At 70.3% G+C, this 16,378-nt stretch carries 14 protein-coding genes; 7 read left to right on the plus strand and 7 right to left on the minus strand.

The features are described 5' to 3' along the window. Positions 1-7 precede the first annotated feature (7 nt). Positions 8-811 (plus strand): alpha/beta hydrolase, encoded by an 804-nt coding sequence (locus AB0E90_RS32115; RefSeq protein ID WP_360414327.1) that lies wholly within the window; start codon positions 8-10, stop codon positions 809-811. Here the strand turns inward: AB0E90_RS32115 and AB0E90_RS32120 are convergent. The 4 genes from AB0E90_RS32120 to mce all read right to left on the minus strand — a co-directional run bounded on the left by AB0E90_RS32120 (position 792) and on the right by mce (position 5,623). Beyond that, the gene (locus AB0E90_RS32120) at positions 792-1,892 is read right to left on the minus strand and encodes an AI-2E family transporter (RefSeq protein ID WP_360414330.1); all 1,101 of its coding nucleotides are present in this window, start codon (positions 1,890-1,892) and stop codon (positions 792-794) included. The genes AB0E90_RS32115 and AB0E90_RS32120 overlap by 20 nt on opposite strands. A 63-nt stretch (positions 1,893-1,955) precedes the next feature. Then, the gene (locus AB0E90_RS32125; RefSeq protein WP_360414699.1) at positions 1,956-3,383 is read right to left on the minus strand and encodes a Laminin subunit beta-1; all 1,428 of its coding nucleotides are present in this window, start codon (positions 3,381-3,383) and stop codon (positions 1,956-1,958) included. A 233-nt stretch (positions 3,384-3,616) separates the two neighbouring features. After that, on the minus strand, positions 3,617-4,918 hold the full coding sequence (locus AB0E90_RS32130) for a DivIVA domain-containing protein (RefSeq protein WP_360414333.1): 1,302 nt from the start codon (positions 4,916-4,918) through the stop codon (positions 3,617-3,619). Between the two features lie 255 nt (positions 4,919-5,173). After that, positions 5,174-5,623, minus strand: coding sequence for a methylmalonyl-CoA epimerase (gene mce, locus AB0E90_RS32135; protein WP_360414336.1), 450 nt, complete (start codon positions 5,621-5,623; stop codon positions 5,174-5,176). A gap of 98 nt (positions 5,624-5,721) precedes the next feature. On the opposite strand from mce, the gene AB0E90_RS32140 reads away from it, so the two are divergent. Both AB0E90_RS32140 and meaB read left to right on the plus strand, forming a co-directional pair. Then, positions 5,722-6,906: an acetyl-CoA C-acetyltransferase gene (locus AB0E90_RS32140; RefSeq protein ID WP_360414339.1), complete on the plus strand. Its 1,185-nt coding sequence runs from the start codon at positions 5,722-5,724 to the stop codon at positions 6,904-6,906. Next, on the plus strand, positions 6,903-7,856 hold the full coding sequence (meaB, locus tag AB0E90_RS32145) for a methylmalonyl Co-A mutase-associated GTPase MeaB (protein ID WP_360414342.1): 954 nt from the start codon (positions 6,903-6,905) through the stop codon (positions 7,854-7,856). The genes AB0E90_RS32140 and meaB overlap by 4 nt, the downstream gene beginning before the upstream one ends. Here meaB and AB0E90_RS32150 read toward each other — a convergent pair. From AB0E90_RS32150 to AB0E90_RS32160, 3 genes are read right to left on the minus strand one after another with little or no spacing between them, the layout of a single operon-like run. After that, a complete protein-coding gene (locus AB0E90_RS32150; protein WP_360414345.1) occupies positions 7,843-9,312 on the minus strand; it encodes a hypothetical protein in 1,470 nt (489 codons plus the stop codon). The genes meaB and AB0E90_RS32150 overlap by 14 nt on opposite strands. After that, positions 9,309-10,442 carry a TIR domain-containing protein gene (locus AB0E90_RS32155; RefSeq protein ID WP_360414348.1) on the minus strand — a complete coding sequence of 378 codons (1,134 nt, stop codon included), beginning with the start codon at positions 10,440-10,442 and terminating at the stop codon, positions 9,309-9,311. Before AB0E90_RS32155 ends, AB0E90_RS32150 begins: the two co-directional genes overlap by 4 nt. 56 nt (positions 10,443-10,498) lie before the next feature. After that, positions 10,499-11,095: a PadR family transcriptional regulator gene (locus tag AB0E90_RS32160; protein ID WP_360414351.1), complete on the minus strand. Its 597-nt coding sequence runs from the start codon at positions 11,093-11,095 to the stop codon at positions 10,499-10,501. Positions 11,096-11,148: 53 nt separating this feature from the next. Here AB0E90_RS32160 and AB0E90_RS32165 point away from each other — a divergent pair, with 53 nt between their 5' ends. From AB0E90_RS32165 to AB0E90_RS32180, 4 genes are all read left to right on the plus strand, one after another. Then, positions 11,149-12,330: an NAD(P)/FAD-dependent oxidoreductase gene (locus AB0E90_RS32165; protein WP_360414354.1), complete on the plus strand. Its 1,182-nt coding sequence runs from the start codon at positions 11,149-11,151 to the stop codon at positions 12,328-12,330. A gap of 46 nt (positions 12,331-12,376) precedes the next feature. Further along, complete coding sequence (locus AB0E90_RS32170; RefSeq protein WP_360414357.1) at positions 12,377-14,050, plus strand: methylmalonyl-CoA mutase family protein; 1,674 nt, start codon at positions 12,377-12,379, stop codon at positions 14,048-14,050. A gap of 153 nt (positions 14,051-14,203) precedes the next feature. Then, positions 14,204-15,142, plus strand: a complete 939-nt coding sequence (locus AB0E90_RS32175) for a tetratricopeptide repeat protein (RefSeq protein ID WP_360414360.1) — start codon at positions 14,204-14,206, stop codon at positions 15,140-15,142. 12 nt (positions 15,143-15,154) lie between these two features. Further along, positions 15,155-16,378 (plus strand): arginase family protein (locus AB0E90_RS32180; protein WP_360414363.1); only part of this gene is annotated, 1,224 nt, incomplete at its 3' end.

A 16,378-nucleotide genomic window follows, 5' to 3' on the forward strand; every position in this document is an offset into this window, starting at 1 on the left:
TCTCCTCATGAGCAATCAAATTCGAGCCAACTCGATCCTCCCGGCACACCGGGAGGACATCGAGCTGCACACCGCCGACGGCCTGACCCTGGTCGGCGAGCTGGCTCGTCCGCTCGACCGGGAGCCGGTCGGCACCCTCGTCTGCCTGCACCCGCTGCCGACGCACGGCGGGATGATGGACAGCCACGTCTTCCGCAAGGCGGCGTGGCGGCTGCCGGCTCTCGCCGGCCTCGCGGTGCTGCGATTCAACACCCGAGGAACAAGCAGCGTCCGGGGTACGTCTCAGGGCGCCTTCGGCAACGCGGTCGACGAGAAGTACGACGTGGCCGCCGCGATCGAATACGCGGAGTTCGCGGAGCTGCCCAACATCTGGCTGCTGGGCTGGTCCTTCGGAACGGACCTGACCCTGATGCACGGCCTCGACCCGGCGATCACCGGCGCGATTCTGCTGTCGCCGCCGTTGCGTTTCTCCCGGCCGGAGCATCTGGACGCCTGGGCGGCAAGTGGCAAGCCGCTGACCGCGGTGATCCCCGAGTTCGACGACTACCTACGCCCCGCGGAGGCGCTCGAGAAATTCGGCGACAAGGCGGAAGTGGTCCCGGTCAAAGGGGGCAAGCATCTCTGGGTCGGCGACGCCGAGAAGGTGCTTGACGAGGTCGTCCGGCGGGTGGCGCCAGGCGTCCCGGTTCCGCTGCCGCGGACCTGGGACGGCCCGATGGAGAGCGGCGACATGAACGCGTACGCCGACCGCACCGTCGCCGCCTTCGCCGACGTGCCCGTCCCCGGCCAGCTCAGCGGGCCTCCTGACTAGGCACCACGACTTCCCGGATGATCAGTTGGATGCCGGCCACCATCGGGATCGCCACCAGCGCGCCGACCACGCCGAACAGCGCCACCCCGAGCAGCGCCGCGACCACCGCCGCCACGTCGCTGACCTTGACCGACCGGCGCATCACGGCCGGGTAGATCAGGTAGTTCTCGACCTGCTGGTAGACGATGAAGAAGATCGCGCAGACGATGCCGTCGGTGAGCGAGGAGGCGAAGCCGACCAGGCTCACGATGACCGCGCCGAGGGTGGCGCCGATCTGCGGGATGAGGTCGCAGACCGCGACCACCACGGCCAGCGCGAACGGATAGGCCAGCCCGAGGATCATGGCGAGCACCCAGGTGCTCGCCCCGGCCAGCACCGCGATCGCGAGCGCGCCCACCATGTACGCGCCGACCTTGGTGAGGATCTCGTCGGTGAGCAGCCGCACCCGTGGCCGTCGCGACGATGGCACCAGGGAGTACGCCGACTCGCGCAGCCGGTCGAACGCCGCCATGAAATAGATCGTGAGCACCAGCACGGTCAGCGTGTTGAAGATCGTGCCGAAGATCAGCTTGGCGCCGCCGACCACCCCGCCGACCGCCGCCCCGGCGGTGCCGGGGTTCACCGCGCTGGTGATCTTCTCGGTGATGTGGTAACGCTCGACCAGGTCGTTGACGGTCTCGTTGCGCTGCAGGCTCTGGATGTAGTCGGGCACGTTGCTGATCAGTTGGTTGGTCTGGGTGACCAGCGGCGGTATCAACGCGATGATGCCGCCGACCAGCAGGCCGAGCACGACCAGCGTGACGATCGCGACCGCGGCCCCGCGCGGCAGGCCCCACTTGCGCAGCCGCTCGACGGCCGGGTTGAGCCCGATCGCCAGGAACATCGCGATGAAGATCAGCACCAAAATGGACGCCGCGTTGCGCAGGCCCAGGAAGAGGGCGTACGCGAGGATGACGCCGAGCCCGCCGAGCAGGCCGATCATGAACGGGTTGCGCCGGTCGAGCGGCGGTCCGGGCGTGCCGAATCGAGGGGGCTCCACCACCGGTGGTTCCTCGATCGCGACGTCTTCTTCTTCGCTCACCCGGCAACATCCTCCCCGCCGATGGATTCGGCGGGGACGTTATCGCACGCGCGCTACATGCGACTACTCGGCGTCGGCGCCGACCCGGCTGGCCGGCGGCACAGTGACCTTCGCCGACGCCGAGACCTTGGCCGGCGCGGCCGGCTCGACGGCCGCGTGCGCGCCGCCCAGCTCCGCGGCCGCGTGTGCGCCCACCGGACCGCCGGCCACCGAGGCCTCGGGTTCGTCCTGCTCGTCGTCGGGGGAGGCGGCGGCCGCCATCACCGCGGCGGCGGCCAGCTCGGCCACCCGCTTCGCTTCCTTCTGCACCTGGCGGCGGACGTCGATGGCACGCCGCTCGGCGGCCTCGCCGTCCCGCTTGGCCTGCTCGACCCGCTTGAGCCCGACCTCGAGCTCACCACGCACCTCATCGAGCCGCTTGCTGACCGCGTCGGCCTCCCGCTCGCTCGCCCGGGCCCGTTCCTGGGCCTCGGCGACCTGCCGCTCGGCCTCGACCACCTTGACCTGTGCGGCCTCGAGGTCGGCGCCGGCCTTGGCGATCTTCTCCTGCTGCGCGGCGATCTCGTTGCGCACGGCCGTGGCCTGGTCGTCCGACTTGCGGAGCACCTCTTCGGCGTATTTATCCGCCTCGCTGCGCAGGTCGGCGCACTGCTTCTCGACGCCGGTGCGCAGCTGGGCGAGCTCCTGCACGACCTCCTGGCGGCGCTGGGCGAGCTCATTTTCCACAGTGGCCTTGAGCTCGTTGTGCGACCGGTCGGCGTCGGCGCGCTGGGACGCCAGGTCGAGCTGCGCCTTCTCGCGCAGCGCCTTGATCTCCTGATCGGCCTGCATGCGGGTGGACTGCACATAACCGTCGGCCTCGGCCCGGGCGCGCTGCGCCTCACGGGCGGTGTTCTCGGTGAGCTGCTGCGCGTCGGCGCGGACCCGGGTCAGGGTCGACTCGGCCTCGGCCCGCATCTGCTCGGCCGACTGACGGGCGGCGATCAGGGCCTTCTCCGACGCGGCGCGCTTGCCCCGGTCGGCCCGCTCCTCCTCGGCCCGGCGTGCGGCCAGGGCGACCTCGAAGTCGCGCATGGCGTCGTGGGCGTGCGCGTCGGCCTCGGCGCGGATCCGCTCGGCCTCGGCGAGGCGGGCGGCGATGTCGTCAGTGGCGGAGGCCTTGATCGCCTCGGCCTGCTCCTCGGCAATGGCGAGGATCTGCTCGACCCGCGGGCCCAGGTGGCGGAACGAGACCTCCGGGCCGATGCCACCTTGGCGGCGCACCTGGGTGATCTCCTGCTGGAGACGCTCGATCTGCGCGGCCATGCCCTGAATCTGCGAGTACGCCTGTTCCCGCTCGGTGGCGAGCGCGGCTATCTCGTTCTCGGCCCGTGTTACGTACCGCTCGACCTGCTTCCGTTCATAACCCCGCAGGGCGGTCTCGAAGTTGGGCTCGGTGGCCGCGTCTCCGCCGAGACCGAAGATTTCACCGCCGTGCGACATGCTGTCCATCCTCACATACACATCGTCCCGTCACGGACCGATACACACCGTCCTGGCCGGAGTATGCGCCTAGTTGTGATTTGTCTGACCCGGCTTTGCTGGAGCAAGGCTACGCGCGCCAAACGAGTCAGGCCGTACCGGAGAAACTCCGATACGGCCCGCGTCAATGCGTTCGCGGCCGACCGTTCCACCGTTGCGTACTCCTACCGGGTACGCAACTCGGGGCAGCCGTGTCGAACGCCTCAGGAATTCGTCTTGGCCGGCATCGGCTTTTCGGCCGAGCCGTTCTTCTCCGCGGCCGGCGCCTCGGCCTGCTTGGCGACCGCGGCGGACGCCTCGGCGACGGCGGCCGGCTTGGCCGCCGCGCCCACGCCCGGCACCAGGCCGGACAGGCCGGAGAGCATCTGCCCGAGCTGGTTGGTGACCTGGTCCTTCTGGCGGGTCAGGTCATCCACCTCGCGCTTGGCGGCCTGGGTGGTCAGCTCGGCCTCGGTGCGGGCCTCGCTCATCAGGCGCTGGGCCTCGGAGCGGGCCTCGGTGACCGTCTTCTCGGACAGCGCCCGGGCCTTCTCGGTGGTCTCGATCGCGTTGCGCTCGGACTCGACCCGGCGCTGCTCGGCGCGCTGCTCGATCTCCTTGGCGCGGTCTTCCGCGGCGCGGGCGCGCTCCTCGGCCTCGGAAACCATCTTCTGCGTCGCGTTGACCTGGGCGGCGTGTCGCTGGGACTCCTCGCCCTCGGCCTTCTCCCGCCGCTCGGCGATCTCCAGCGCCAGGGCCTGCAGGTCCTTGTCACGCTTGTCGCGGGCGTCGGTCAGCATCTTGGTCGCCTCGGCGCGCTTCTCCTCCGACTCGCGGGAGGTCTTCGCCCGCAGCTGGGTGATCTCCCGCTCGGCGGTGGCACGCATCGACGCGACCTCACGCTCCACGGTCGACTTCAGCTCGGCGACCTCGTGCGCGGTGACCGTGCGCAGCTGCTTGGTCTCCCGGTCAGCGTCGGAGCGCAGGGTGTCGGCCTCGCGCCGGGCCTGGACGCGGGCCTCGGCCGCCTCCCGCTCGGCGTGGGTGCGAACCTGGCCGGCCTCGCGCTCAGCGGTCGCCTTCATGGCGGCGGCCTCGGCGCGCGCCTTGTCGGTGATCTCGCGAGCCTCGAGCCGGGCGGCCGAGAGGATGCCCTCGGACTCGCGCTTCGCCTCGCTACGGTGGTCGTTCGCCTGTTCCTCGGCCAGTCGCAGGATCTGCTCGACCCGGGTGCCCAGACCGGAGAGCGTTGGCCGGTTGTTCTCCTCGAGCAGCTTGTTGCTGTCGGCGAGCTTCTGCTCGATCGCGTTCAGCCGCTGCTCGGCCTGGCGCAGCCGGCGCTGCGCGTCGTTCATCCGCTGCTCGGCCTCACCACGGGCCTGCTCGGACTGGTTGAGCGCGGCGACTAGCCGGCCCAGGTGCGCGTCCACCTGGCCGCGGTCATAGCCGCGGAGAACGACAGTGAAATCGTGCTGCGAGTTTGCACCGTCGAAAAATGCCAAATTTTGATCCTGCTGCTGAGGCATTGGGCCATCCTGGCGAAGACGCACCAGCCACGCAAGAGCGGACCGGCATCAGAAAGGACACGTAGATCAGCTTTGAGCTGCGACGTCCGCCGTTCGGGCATCGCACGTGGACCGTCCGGCGGCGCCGGTTCGCCGTGCCGCCACCTGCTGTATCCGGGGATGGATGATCGAGGCCGCGGTCGTCGCGCTCGATGCCACCGATCCTGCCAGGCCAAATGGTTTCTCGTCAGGAGGATTCACCCGGAAGAGGAGCAATCAGGCAGGCTCCACCAATTCCACCAGAACGCCCCCCGCGTCCTTCGGATGGACGAAATTGATGCGCGAACCGGCCGTGCCCCGCCGCGGTGTGTCGTAAAGCACCCGCAGGCCACGGGCCTTCAGCGCGGCGGTCGTCGCCTCCACGTCGGCCACGGTGTAGGCCAGTTGCTGCAGGCCGGGGCCGCTGCGGTCGAGAAACTTGGCAATCGCCGAATCCGGCCGGAGCGGAGCGAGAAGCTGCAGGCGGGGCCCGGTGCCGTCGCCGACGGCGAGCATCGCTTCCCGTACACCTTGATCCTCGTTCGTCTCTTCGTGCACACAGTGCATGCCGAAGGTGTCGGCGTAGAACTTCAGCGCCTCGTCAAGATCAGATACCGCGATCCCGACGTGATCTATACGAAGAAGATCAACATTGAGTGATGTGAGATTGTCGGGCTCAGTGGGCACTAGGTGACACCTCATTCATCTAAGTAGTCTTACCTGAACCACCGTTCAGGCCGCAAAGCAAGCTCCCCGGCCGATTCCCCGCGAGAAAGCGATCAACCGTGACCACCTCGGTAATCGTGAGTGGCGCCCGCACCCCGATGGGCCGGCTGCTCGGCAACCTCAAGAACCTCCCGGCCACCGAGCTCGGCGGTTACGCCATCGAGGCCGCGCTCGAGCGCGGCGGCGTCCGCCCCGACCAGGTGCAGTACGTCATCATGGGCCAGGTCCTGCAGGCCGGCGCCGGTCAGATCACCGCCCGGCAGGCCGCCGTCAAGGCCGGCATCCCGATGACCACGCCCGCGGTCACGGTCAACAAGGTCTGCCTCTCCGGGCTCGACGCCATCGCCCTGGCCGACCAGCTGATCCGGGCCGGCGAGTTCGACATCGTGGTGGCCGGCGGCATGGAGTCCATGACCAACGCCCCGCACCTGCTGCTCAACCAGCGGCAGGGCGCGAAGTTCGGCGACGTCCTGGTCCGCGACCACACCGCTTTCGACGGGCTCACCGACCCGTGGGACGGCATCTCGATGGGCGAGTCGACCGAGCACAGCGGCGCCAAGCTGGACATCACCCGCGAGGAGCAGGACGAGTTCGCCGCGCGCAGCCACCAGCGGGCCGCCGTCGCGCAGAAAAACGGTCACTTCGCCGAGGAGATCGTCCCGATCCCCGGCGGCAGCCGCGAGACCGACGCGTTGATCGACACCGACGAGGGCGTCCGCCCCGACTCGACCGCGGAATCCCTGAGCAAGCTGCGTCCCGCCTTCGTCAAGGGCGGCACGATCACCGCCGCCTCCGCGTCGCCGATCTCCGACGGCGCCGCCGCGGTCGTGGTGATGAGCCGGGCCAAGGCCGAGGAGCTGGGCCTCACCTGGCTCGCCGAGATCGTCTCGCACGGCAACGTGGCCGGCCCGGACAGCTCGCTGCAGTCCCAACCGGCCAACGCGATCAAGCAGGCGCTGGCCAAGGCCGGCCGGTCGGCCGACGAGCTCGACCTGGTCGAGATGAACGAGGCGTTCGCCCAGGTCGTCATCCAGTCGATGCGCGAACTCGGCGTCGCCGAGGACATCGTCAACGTCAACGGCGGCGCGATCGCCCTCGGCCACCCGATCGGCATGTCCGGCGCCCGCCTGGTGCTGACCCTGGCGCTGGAGCTCAAGCGCCGCGGCGGCGGCTTCGGTGCGGCCGGCCTCTGCGGTGGCGGCGGCCAGGGAGACGCTCTCCTGATCGAAGTCCCCACCGCGTGAGCCGGAATCGCGACGTCCCGACCCTGGTCGCGCGGGCGCGCGAGGGTGACGCGCGCTCGGTGGCCCGGCTGATCAGCCTGGTGGAAAACGGCGACCCGGCGCTGCCCGAGGTCGCCGCGGCGCTCGCCCCCTATGCCGGCCACGCCCAGGTGGTCGGCCTCACCGGCTCGCCCGGGGTGGGCAAGTCGACCACCACGAACGAGCTGGTCAAGGCGTTGCGGGCGGACGGCGTCCGGGTCGGCGTGCTCGCCGTCGACCCGTCCAGCCCGTTCACCGGCGGCGCGATCCTCGGCGACCGCATCCGCATGCAGGAACACACCACCGACCCGGGCGTCTACATCCGCTCGATGTCCAGCCGCGGCCAGCTGGGCGGTCTGTCGGCCGCCACGCCGCAGGCGGTCCGCGTGCTCGAGGGCGCCGGCTGCGAGGTCATCCTGGTCGAGACGGTCGGCGTCGGCCAGGCCGAGGTGGAGGTCGCCTCGCTCGCCGACACCACGCTGGTGCTGCTGGCCCCGGGCATGGGCGACGCGATCCAGGCGGTCAAGGCGGGCGTCCTGGAGATCGCCGACGTCTTCGTGATCAACAAGGCCGACCGCCCCGGCGCCGACGCCACCTACCGCGACATCCAGGGCATGCTCGGCCTCGGCGAACGCGCGGCCGGCGACTGGCGGCCGCTGGTGGTGCGGGCCACGGCGGTGCGCGGCGAGGGCATCGGCGACGTGGTCGAGGCGATCGGCAAACACCGGCTCTGGCTCGGGTCGAGCGGCAATCTCACGACCCGCCGCGAACGACGGGCATCCGTCGAGGTCGAGGCCATCGCCTTGGGCACGCTGCGTGCGCGCATCGGCGACCTCAAGCACGGTACGGCGCTGAGCACCCTCGCCACCGCAGTCGCCGCCGGCGAGCTGGACCCTTACGCCGCCGCCGAGGAACTCATCAAAGGCCTCTAGCTTTGCCGTTCAGTTCTTCGATCCGGTCGGCGACGAGAGCCAGGTCTCGTCGCCACAGCACATTGCCGGGATCCTGTGCGGCCAGACTCGCTCGGATCGAGCGGCTCATCTCGTAGGCCGCGAGTGCGCCGTCGATCAGATCACGGCGATAGGCAACGTCGCCGAGACGCTCCCAGGAGACGCCGAGCTCCCGTTGCCAGTCGTTGTTGCTGGGATCCTGCGTTGTCAGATCCGCCATGGTCGACTGGAAACGCCGGTATGCGTCCTCGGCGCTGTCGAAGTCCCCTTTTCTGAGGGCGACGTTCCCGACCTTGCTGTACGCGACGGCCAAGTTCCGTTGCAGGCTGGTATTGCCGGGATCCTGTCTGGTCAGGTCCGTCATGATCGACTGGTATCGATGAAAGGCATCCTCCGCCGTGAGGTCGTCAGCCTTCTCCGCGGCCACGTCTCCGATCTTGGCGTAGGCGTTGGCCAGGCCCACCCGCCAGTTCGCGCTGTCCGGATCATTGGCGGCCAGCGCCGCGAAGATGGCCCGGCACTGCTCGTACTCCGCACCTGCCCGGTCCAGGTCCTCGGACTCGTGGGCGACGTTCCCGAGCCGGGCGTGGACGAGCGCGACCTCACGTTGCCATCGGGCGTTGCCCGGATCACCGGCGGCCAGCGCCGCCATACTTGACCGGCACTCCTCGAAGGCCGCGAGCGCTCCGTCGAGATCGCCGCTCGCCACGGCCGACTCGCCCACGAGCGTCAGGATCTCGATGAGCAGCCGAGTGTCGTGGTAGCCCCGCGCCTCGTTCAGCAAATGGTCGAGAGCCTCGTGGAAGCCGGCAGCCCCCTCAACCTCGAAACGATGCGCCAAGACCAGAGTTCGCGCCCAGATCGCGGCGCGAGGGACAAGAAGTCCCTCGTTGGCCAGCTCGTCGAGAGCTGCCCGGAGGGCGAATCGAATCTCGTGGCTGACGCTCCACATCCAGCCGCTGCTGGCCTGCTCGAGAGTGCGGATGCCCTCGTCGGGGTCGGCCAACAGCGTGTGATAGATCCGTTCGATCCGGACCGCCGCTCGCTGGTCGTCGGCGAGCATGACGGCCGCGCGATTGCTGAGCAGGCGGAAATGGTTCATGTCGGTCTCAGCGAGCCGGCGACGGATTGCCGATCGGGCTGCGCTGTGTACGTTGTGCGCCGAGTCGCCCCGGGACCGGAACGACTCGACGACGGCCAGCCGGAACAACTTCTCCCAGAGGGCGGCAGCTTGCGCCCGGCCGGTATCGAGAAGGTCAGCCAGAATCTCCGGGTCGCACCAGTGCGGCACGGCCGCGGCCTCGAGTGCGGCCCGCAGGGATGTCCGCTCCGCGGGCGACAGCTCGGGATACTTCAGGTCGACCGTGGCAAGGTAGATCAACGCCGGGTCGCCGGCTGCGTCCTCGAGGATGCGCAGCGAATCCTGGAGGCCGGTCATGGGCGCCCCGCATCGAAGATGCCGCGGAGCGCCGCCGGCCGACCGGCGACCAGCCGGTGCACCTTGGTAACGAAGTCCAGGTCGAACTCTACGTCCAGTTCCATTCGCCGGCCGTAGTCGAACCACGCCTGCGCGTCGGGCTGGGTGAGCGGGATGGTCGGCGCCGTAATCGACTCCCACACCGCGTCCCGGGCCGACGGCACCTGCTGACCCAGGATCACCACGCGGAGCCATTCGGCTCGGCGTAGTTGCGGGAGGAAGGCCCGCTCCAGCCACGTCGCGTGGTCACTGGCTTCCTCGTAGGTGTCGAAGATGATCACCGTCGGGATGGGCGCGTGCAGCAATTGACTGAGCACGCCCCTGAGCTGGTTTCCGCCCGGCCCGGTGAACCCGAGCGATCCGGCGAAGGCCTCGATCTCGATCCGTTCGTCCACGCCGCTCTTGAAGTCGAAACGGCCGCATCGCAGCGCCGGCAGCAATTCGGCCACGTTGCGTTCCATCTGTTTCGCCAGGCTGGACTTGCCGGTCTCCGCGGTGCCCTGGATCGGCAGCATCCGCAGTGGGCTGCTGGCCATCAACAGATCGCAGAACGCGGCCTGAGCTTCCCCGTGGTTCGCCATCGGCCATCGAAAGGGTGGTTTCCGTTGGGGCCAGTGGGAGCTCGCGGAAGGTTTCGTACTTGCCGGTGCCACGTAACTCAGCCGGTCGATGATCAACTGGGCCGCGTCGGCGAGGGCCCGATCACGTAGGTCCGGGACGATGTGGTTGAGGTGAATGCCATCCACCTCCCCCTCGCCGACCCGCACCGGCAGGACCCGGTCGCCATCGTCCGAGCCGGCCGCCGCCATGTAGCGGGCGCGTGCCGCGGTGTGCTCGGCTCGAGTCCACGGTTTGCTGCCGTACTCGCCGGAAATGCAGATCACCGCCAGCTCGCACCGCTCGTGATAGATGCGCTGGAGCTTGAGATCGGCGTCCCCGCCGGCGAGATAGAACTCGAACCACTCGTCGTAGAAGACCGTGGAGTCGCCCAATCGCCGCTCGACTTCCTCGGCGAGCGCGCGGACGAGCGCGCGTTGTTCCCCGGCCAGTGAGAACGCCACGAGGAACTTTTCCGGCACGCTGCGGACCATGGGACGGGAGGCTAGTGCGTGCGTCCGGCAACGACTGTCGCCGATGCGACTCCCGGCTAGCCGAACTGCTGGAGCGTTTGCTCGACCAGCGCCAGGTCCCAGGTGAACGTGCCGCGGTCCAGGTCTTCGGTCACCTGCCGGAGCCAGGCGATCTCGGCGGCCAGCATGGCCGCGCGGTACTCGTCCTCGATCAGGAAGATGCGCGGCATGCCGGGCGGGGCCTGCCCGCGGACGGCGGCGAGCCGGGCCTCCTGTGCCTCGATCCGGCGGTTGAACAGTTCGCTCGCCTGGGCCGGTGCCAGCAGCACCAGGAACGCGAGCGCCGCCGGGAACTCCGGGAACTCGCGCGCCGGCGTCGGCAGCATGTCGTCCAGCCACCGGCGCATGGTCGCCTCGCCGGCCGTGGTGATCTCGTAGACCGTCCGCTCGGGGCGCCCCGCCTCGCGTGCGCTGCCGCCCGGGCGGGCCAGTCCTTCCCGGACGAGCCGGTCGAGGGCCTGGTAGACGCTGTTGCGCTGGGCCACGTTGACCAACTGGTCCTGGCCGCGTTCCTTGATCAGCTGCTGCATCCGGTAGGGGTGCGTGGGCGCCTCCATCAGCAGCGCCAGCAGGACCATGCCCAGCGTCGACCGGCGTGGTTCTCCCGATGTCACGGCCACAGTCTACGGGGTTGACGATTCTTAGTCATGTTATGCATAGTCATTGCATGACTAAAACAGCACTGGTGGCCGGCGGCGGCATCGCCGGCACCGTCGCCGCCATCGCCCTGCACCGAGCCGGCTGGCACGCCCGCCTCTTCGAGTCCCGCCCGGAGGGGGTCGCCGACGAGCGCGGCGCCTTCCTGACCGTGGCGGTCAACGGCCTGGCCGCGCTGCGCGCCCTGGATCTCGACCCGGGCAAGGTGCTGGCCGCCGGCTTCCCGACCCCGTCGCTGGCCATGATCGGCGCGGGCGGCCGCCGTCTGGCGGTGCTACCGCTGGGCGGCCCGGCCGCCGACGGCACGGTCACCACGACCATCCGCCGGGCCGATCTCTATGCCGCGCTGCACGCGGCCGCGGTCGAGCGCGGCATCCCGATCGAGTTCGGCCGCCGCCTGACGAGCTACACCGAGGGCCGGGGCGGGGTCGCCGCGACGTTCGGCAGCGATCCTGAAATCGAGGCCGGCCTGCTGGTCGGCGCGGACGGCCTGCGATCACGCACCCGTGAGCTGCTCAACCCGGCCGGGCCGGCGCCCACCTATCTCGGCCTGCTCAACGCCGGCGGGTTCACCACCGGCCCGGTCGACGCCGAGCTCGACCGCACGCCGGGCCTCATGCACATGGCCTTCGGCCGCCGGTCGTTCTTCGGCTGGGCGCCGGCCCCCGACGGTTCGGTGTGGTGGTTCGCCAACCCGCCGAGCCGGCAGCCGGCCCGCCCGAGCGACTTCACCGCCGAGTCCTGGCGCGCCCACCTCATCGATCTGTTCGCCGACGACGCCTTCCCGGCCGCGGCCATCATCCGCGCCACCGACGTGGCGATCGGCCCGTGGAACACCGACGACCTGCGCCGGGTCCCGGTCTGGCACTCGGCTCATGTGGTGCTGGCCGGCGACGCCGCCCATGCGGTGGCGCCCTCCGCCGGCCAGGGCGCCTCGATGGCCATCGAGGACGCCGTGGTTCTCGGCCGCTGCCTGGCAAAAGCCGGCGAGACCCAAAAGGCGCTGACGGAGTACGAACGGATTCGTCGCCCGCGGGTGGAGAGGGTGGTGGCGGCGGGCCGGCGCAACGGCAGCGGGAAGACCGCCGGGCCGGTCGGTGCGGCCATCCGCGACGCGATGCTGCCCCTGGCCATGAAGCTGCTCTATCGCAAGGGCAATCCCCAAGCGTGGATTCTCGACCACCGGATGTGACAACTTTGCCTTAGGGATCGTTCAGTATTGGCTCTACGATGGCTGCATGGATGCTGCCGACATCGCCGCCGGCCGGGAGCGCTGGCAACGGCGCTATGACGCCGCGCGCAAGCGGGACGCCGACTTCACCACGCTCTCCGGGGCGACCGTTGACCCGGTCTACGGGCCGCCGGAGGGTGTTGGTTACCCGGGTTTCGACCGGATCGGCTGGCCGGGCGAGTTTCCGTACACTCGCGGGCTTTATCCGACCGGTTATCGCGGGCGCACCTGGACCATCCGGCAGTTCGCCGGGTTCGGCAATGCGCAGCAGACCAACGAGCGCTACAAGATGATCCTGGCCGCCGGTGGAGGCGGGCTCAGCGTCGCCTTCGACATGCCGACGCTGATGGGCCGCGATTCCGACGACCCGCAGTCGCTCGGCGAGGTGGGCCATTGCGGGGTGGCGATCGACACGGCCGCCGACATGGAAGTGCTCTTCGGCGGCATCAACCTGCAAGAAGTCACGACCAGCATGACGATCTCCGGGCCGGCCGTCCCGGTTTTCTGTATGTATCTGGTGGCCGCCGAGCGGCAGGGCGCCGACATCAGCAAGCTCGACGGCACCCTGCAGACCGACATCTTCAAGGAGTACATCGCGCAGAAGGAGTGGCTCTTCGAACCGGAGCCGCACCTGCGCCTGATCGGCGACCTGATGGAATATTGCGCGGGCGAGATCCCGAAGTACAAACCGCTGTCGGTCAGCGGCTACCACATCCGGGAGGCGGGCTCGACCGCCGCGCAGGAGCTGGCCTACACGCTGGCCGACGGGTTCGGCTACGTCGAGCTGGGGCTGGCGCGCGGGCTCGACGTCAACCAGTTCGCCCCCGGGCTGAGCTTCTTCTTCGACTCGCACCTCGACTTCTTCGAGGAGATCGCCAAGTTCCGCGCGGCTCGCCGCATCTGGGCCCGGCACCTGCGCGACGACTACGGCGCGACCAGCGAGAAGGCGCTCTGGCTGAAGTTCCACACGCAGACCGCCGGGGTCAGCCTGACCGCGCAGCAGCCGGTCAACAACGTGGTCCGCACCGCCGTGGAGGCCCTGGCCGCGGTGCTCGGCGGCACCAACTCGCTGCACACCAACGCCCTCGACGAGACGCTCGCGCTGCCCACCGACGAGTCCGCCGAGATCGCCCTGCGCACCCAGCAGGTGCTGATGGAGGAGACCGGCGTGGTCAATGTGGCCGACCCGCTCGGCGGTTCGTGGTATGTGGAGGAGCTCACCGACCGGATCGAGGCCGAGGCGGAAGAGATCTTCGCGCGCATCCGCGAGCTCGGCCACGACGGCAGCATCACCGCCGGCATCCTGCGCGGCATCGAGGACGGCTGGTTCACCGCGCACATCGCCGAGGCCGCGTTCGTCTACCAGCAGGCGCTGGAGAAGAACGAGAAGCGGATCGTCGGGGTCAACGCGCACACCAGCACGGTGGCGAAAGAACTGGAAATTCTCCGGGTCTCCCACGAGGTCGAGGTGGTGCAGCGGCGCGAGCTGGGCGATCGGCGCGCTGCGCGTGCTGACGTACGCGTCAAAGCCGCCCTCAACCGCATGGTGGCCGCCGCCCGGACCAGCGAAAACATGATCCCGCACATGCTCGAGGCGGCGCGCGCCGAGGCGAGCCTGGGTGAGATCTGTGACGCTTTGAAGGCCGAGTGGGGCATCTACCGCGAGCCGGCCCGATTCTGAGTCGCAAACAGGACGAAAGGCGCAGTCGGCTTGTTGATATTGCGCGACGGCCCGGCGGGGTCGAGTATCGGCAGCACGTGCGGTGGTGACGTCCGATATCGGCCGCCCCGCGGCACGCCGAACCGCCTTGCCAGCGTGCGAGACTAGGTAACCATGAGCGACCCACGGACCACTCCGTCGATCTTCACCCGCGGCGCGGTGGATCTCAGCGCGCTGCGCGCGCCGGCCCCTTCCGCGGCGCCCAGCCGCCCGGCCCCGGCTGAGACACCGGCTGCGGCCGCCGGCGGTGCTCCGCCCGCGCCGAGTTTCCCCGGCGGCGGACCCGAAACGATCATCGAAGTCACCGAGGCCAACTTCCAGTCGGCCGTCCTCGAACGCTCCCTGTCGACCCCGGTCATCCTCGACTTCGTGGCCGACTGGTGCGAGCCCTGCAAGCAGCTGTCCCCGATCCTCGACCGCCTCGCTGAGGCCGGCGGCGGCTCGTGGGTGCTCGGCAAGGTCGATGTGGACGCCAACCCACGGCTGGCCCAGGCGCTGCGCGTGCAGGGCATCCCGATGGTGGTCGCGGTCGTCGGCGGGCAGTTGGTCGAGGGCTTCACCGGCGTGCTCCCCGAGCACCAGGTCAAGCAATACGTCGACGCCGTCCTCAAGGCCGGCGGCATCTCGGTCGAGGCGCCCGCCGATCCGCGGATCGACGCGGCCGACGACGCGCTGATGGTCGGCGACCTCGACCAGGCCGAGGCGGCCTACAAGAAGATCCTCGCCGAGACGCCGAGCGACGCGGCCGCCGAGTCCGGTCTGGCCCAGGTCGGGCTCTACCGCCGGGTCAGCGGCGCCGACCCGGCCGCGGTGGCGGCCAAGGCCGAGACCGACCCCGACGACCTCGACGCGCAGCGCCTCGCGGCCGACTTCGAGGTGCTCAGCGGCGAGGCCGACAAGGCGTATGAACGACTGGTCGCCCTGGTCAAGCGCACTTCCGGCGAGGATCGTGACGCCGTACGCAAGCATTTGTTGTCGCTGTTCAGCGTGGCCGGCCCGGACGACCCGGCGGTTGCCGGCGCCCGCCGGGCCCTGGCCAGCGCACTCTTCTAGGCGGGAGGCTCCGTGCGCCGCATCGCAGTCCTCGACGCACCGTCCAATCTCGGTCTGCGCCCGCCGACCGCGACCTCGGTGCCGGGCTGCGCCAAGGCGCCCGGAGCCCTCCGCGACCACGGCCTGCTGACCCGGCTGCACGCCCGCGACGCCGGCTGCCTGACCCCGCCGCGTTACGACCCGGGCGACTGGCGGCCGGGCGACGGCGTGGCGCACGCCGAGCAGATCGCGGCCTACTCACGAGCGCTGGCCGACCGGATCGGCGCGATCCTCGACGCCGGCGAGTTCCCGGTGATCCTGGGCGGCGACTGCTCGGTCCTGCTCGGCTCGGGCGTGGCCATGCACCGGCTCGGCGAGGCGGTCGGCGGCCGCATCGGCCTGGTCTTCGTGGACGGCCACTCCGACTTCCGGCACCCCGGCAACGCGTCCTATGTGGGTGCCGCCGCAGGCGAAGACCTTGCCCTGGTCACCGGCCGTGGCCAGCCCGACCTCGCCTCGATCGAAGGCCGCCGCCCCTACTTCCGCGACATCGACGTGGTCGTGCTCGGCATCCGCGCTCAAGACGAATACCGCCTCGACCTGCAGGCCGCCGGCATCGTGACCCGGCCGGTGCCGGCGTTGCGCGCCGAGGGCGCCGCCCGCAGCGCACAGTGGGCCCGCGACCAGTTGGTCGACTGCGCCGGTTACTGGCTGCACGTGGACGTCGACGTGCTCGACCCGGCGGTCATGCCGGCCGTCGACGCGCCCTCGCCGGGCGGCATCGCGTTCCCCGAGCTGGAGATCCTGCTGGCCGGCCTGGTCGAGTCGCCGCACTGCCTGGGCGTCGAGATCACCGTTTTCGACCCCGACTACGACCCCGACGGCTCGTACGCCGAGGAAATCACCAACGCGGTCGCCGCCGGCCTGGCCGCGGCCCGCACCGTGTCCGCCCGCCCCGACCTGATCGCCGCCCGCGCCGACCTGGCCGGCGGCGCCGCAGCCCGCCCCGCCCCGCCCGAGGAGCCCGAGGCCGCCGCGTCCTTCAGCCCACTGGCCGCCGCCCTGGCCGCTTCCGCCCCGCCCGCCCACGAGCCCGAGCCCGAGGCCGCCGAGGCCGCCGATGACGCCGCCGACGAGTTCGCGGCCGAGCCCGACGAGCCGGCCGCTCCGCAGGCGCTGAGCCCGCTCTCCGCCGCGCTGGCCGCCTCCGGCCCAGCCTCCCTGGGCCGACCCGCCGACCCCGCCGAACCGGCGGCT

Origin of the sequence: Actinoplanes sp. NPDC026619, assembly GCF_040638295.1 — a bacterium.
Taxonomy (GTDB): domain Bacteria; phylum Actinomycetota; class Actinomycetes; order Mycobacteriales; family Micromonosporaceae; genus Actinoplanes.

What these genes read in the sequence shown, in the direction of transcription:
- AB0E90_RS32115 (WP_360414327.1), top strand. Translation starts at nt 8, where the DNA reads ATGAGCAATCAAATTCGAGCCAACTCGATCCTCCCGGCACACCGGGAG.
- AB0E90_RS32170 (WP_360414357.1), top strand. Translation starts at nt 12,377, where the DNA reads ATGGATGCTGCCGACATCGCCGCCGGCCGGGAGCGCTGGCAACGGCGC.
- AB0E90_RS32165 (WP_360414354.1), top strand. Translation starts at nt 11,149, where the DNA reads ATGACTAAAACAGCACTGGTGGCCGGCGGCGGCATCGCCGGCACCGTC.
- AB0E90_RS32130 (WP_360414333.1), bottom strand. Translation starts at nt 4,918, where the DNA reads ATGCCTCAGCAGCAGGATCAAAATTTGGCATTTTTCGACGGTGCAAAC.
- AB0E90_RS32150 (WP_360414345.1), bottom strand. Translation starts at nt 9,312, where the DNA reads ATGACCGGCCTCCAGGATTCGCTGCGCATCCTCGAGGACGCAGCCGGC.
- AB0E90_RS32175 (WP_360414360.1), top strand. Translation starts at nt 14,204, where the DNA reads ATGAGCGACCCACGGACCACTCCGTCGATCTTCACCCGCGGCGCGGTG.
- AB0E90_RS32125 (WP_360414699.1), bottom strand. Translation starts at nt 3,383, where the DNA reads ATGGACAGCATGTCGCACGGCGGTGAAATCTTCGGTCTCGGCGGAGAC.
- AB0E90_RS32155 (WP_360414348.1), bottom strand. Translation starts at nt 10,442, where the DNA reads ATGGTCCGCAGCGTGCCGGAAAAGTTCCTCGTGGCGTTCTCACTGGCC.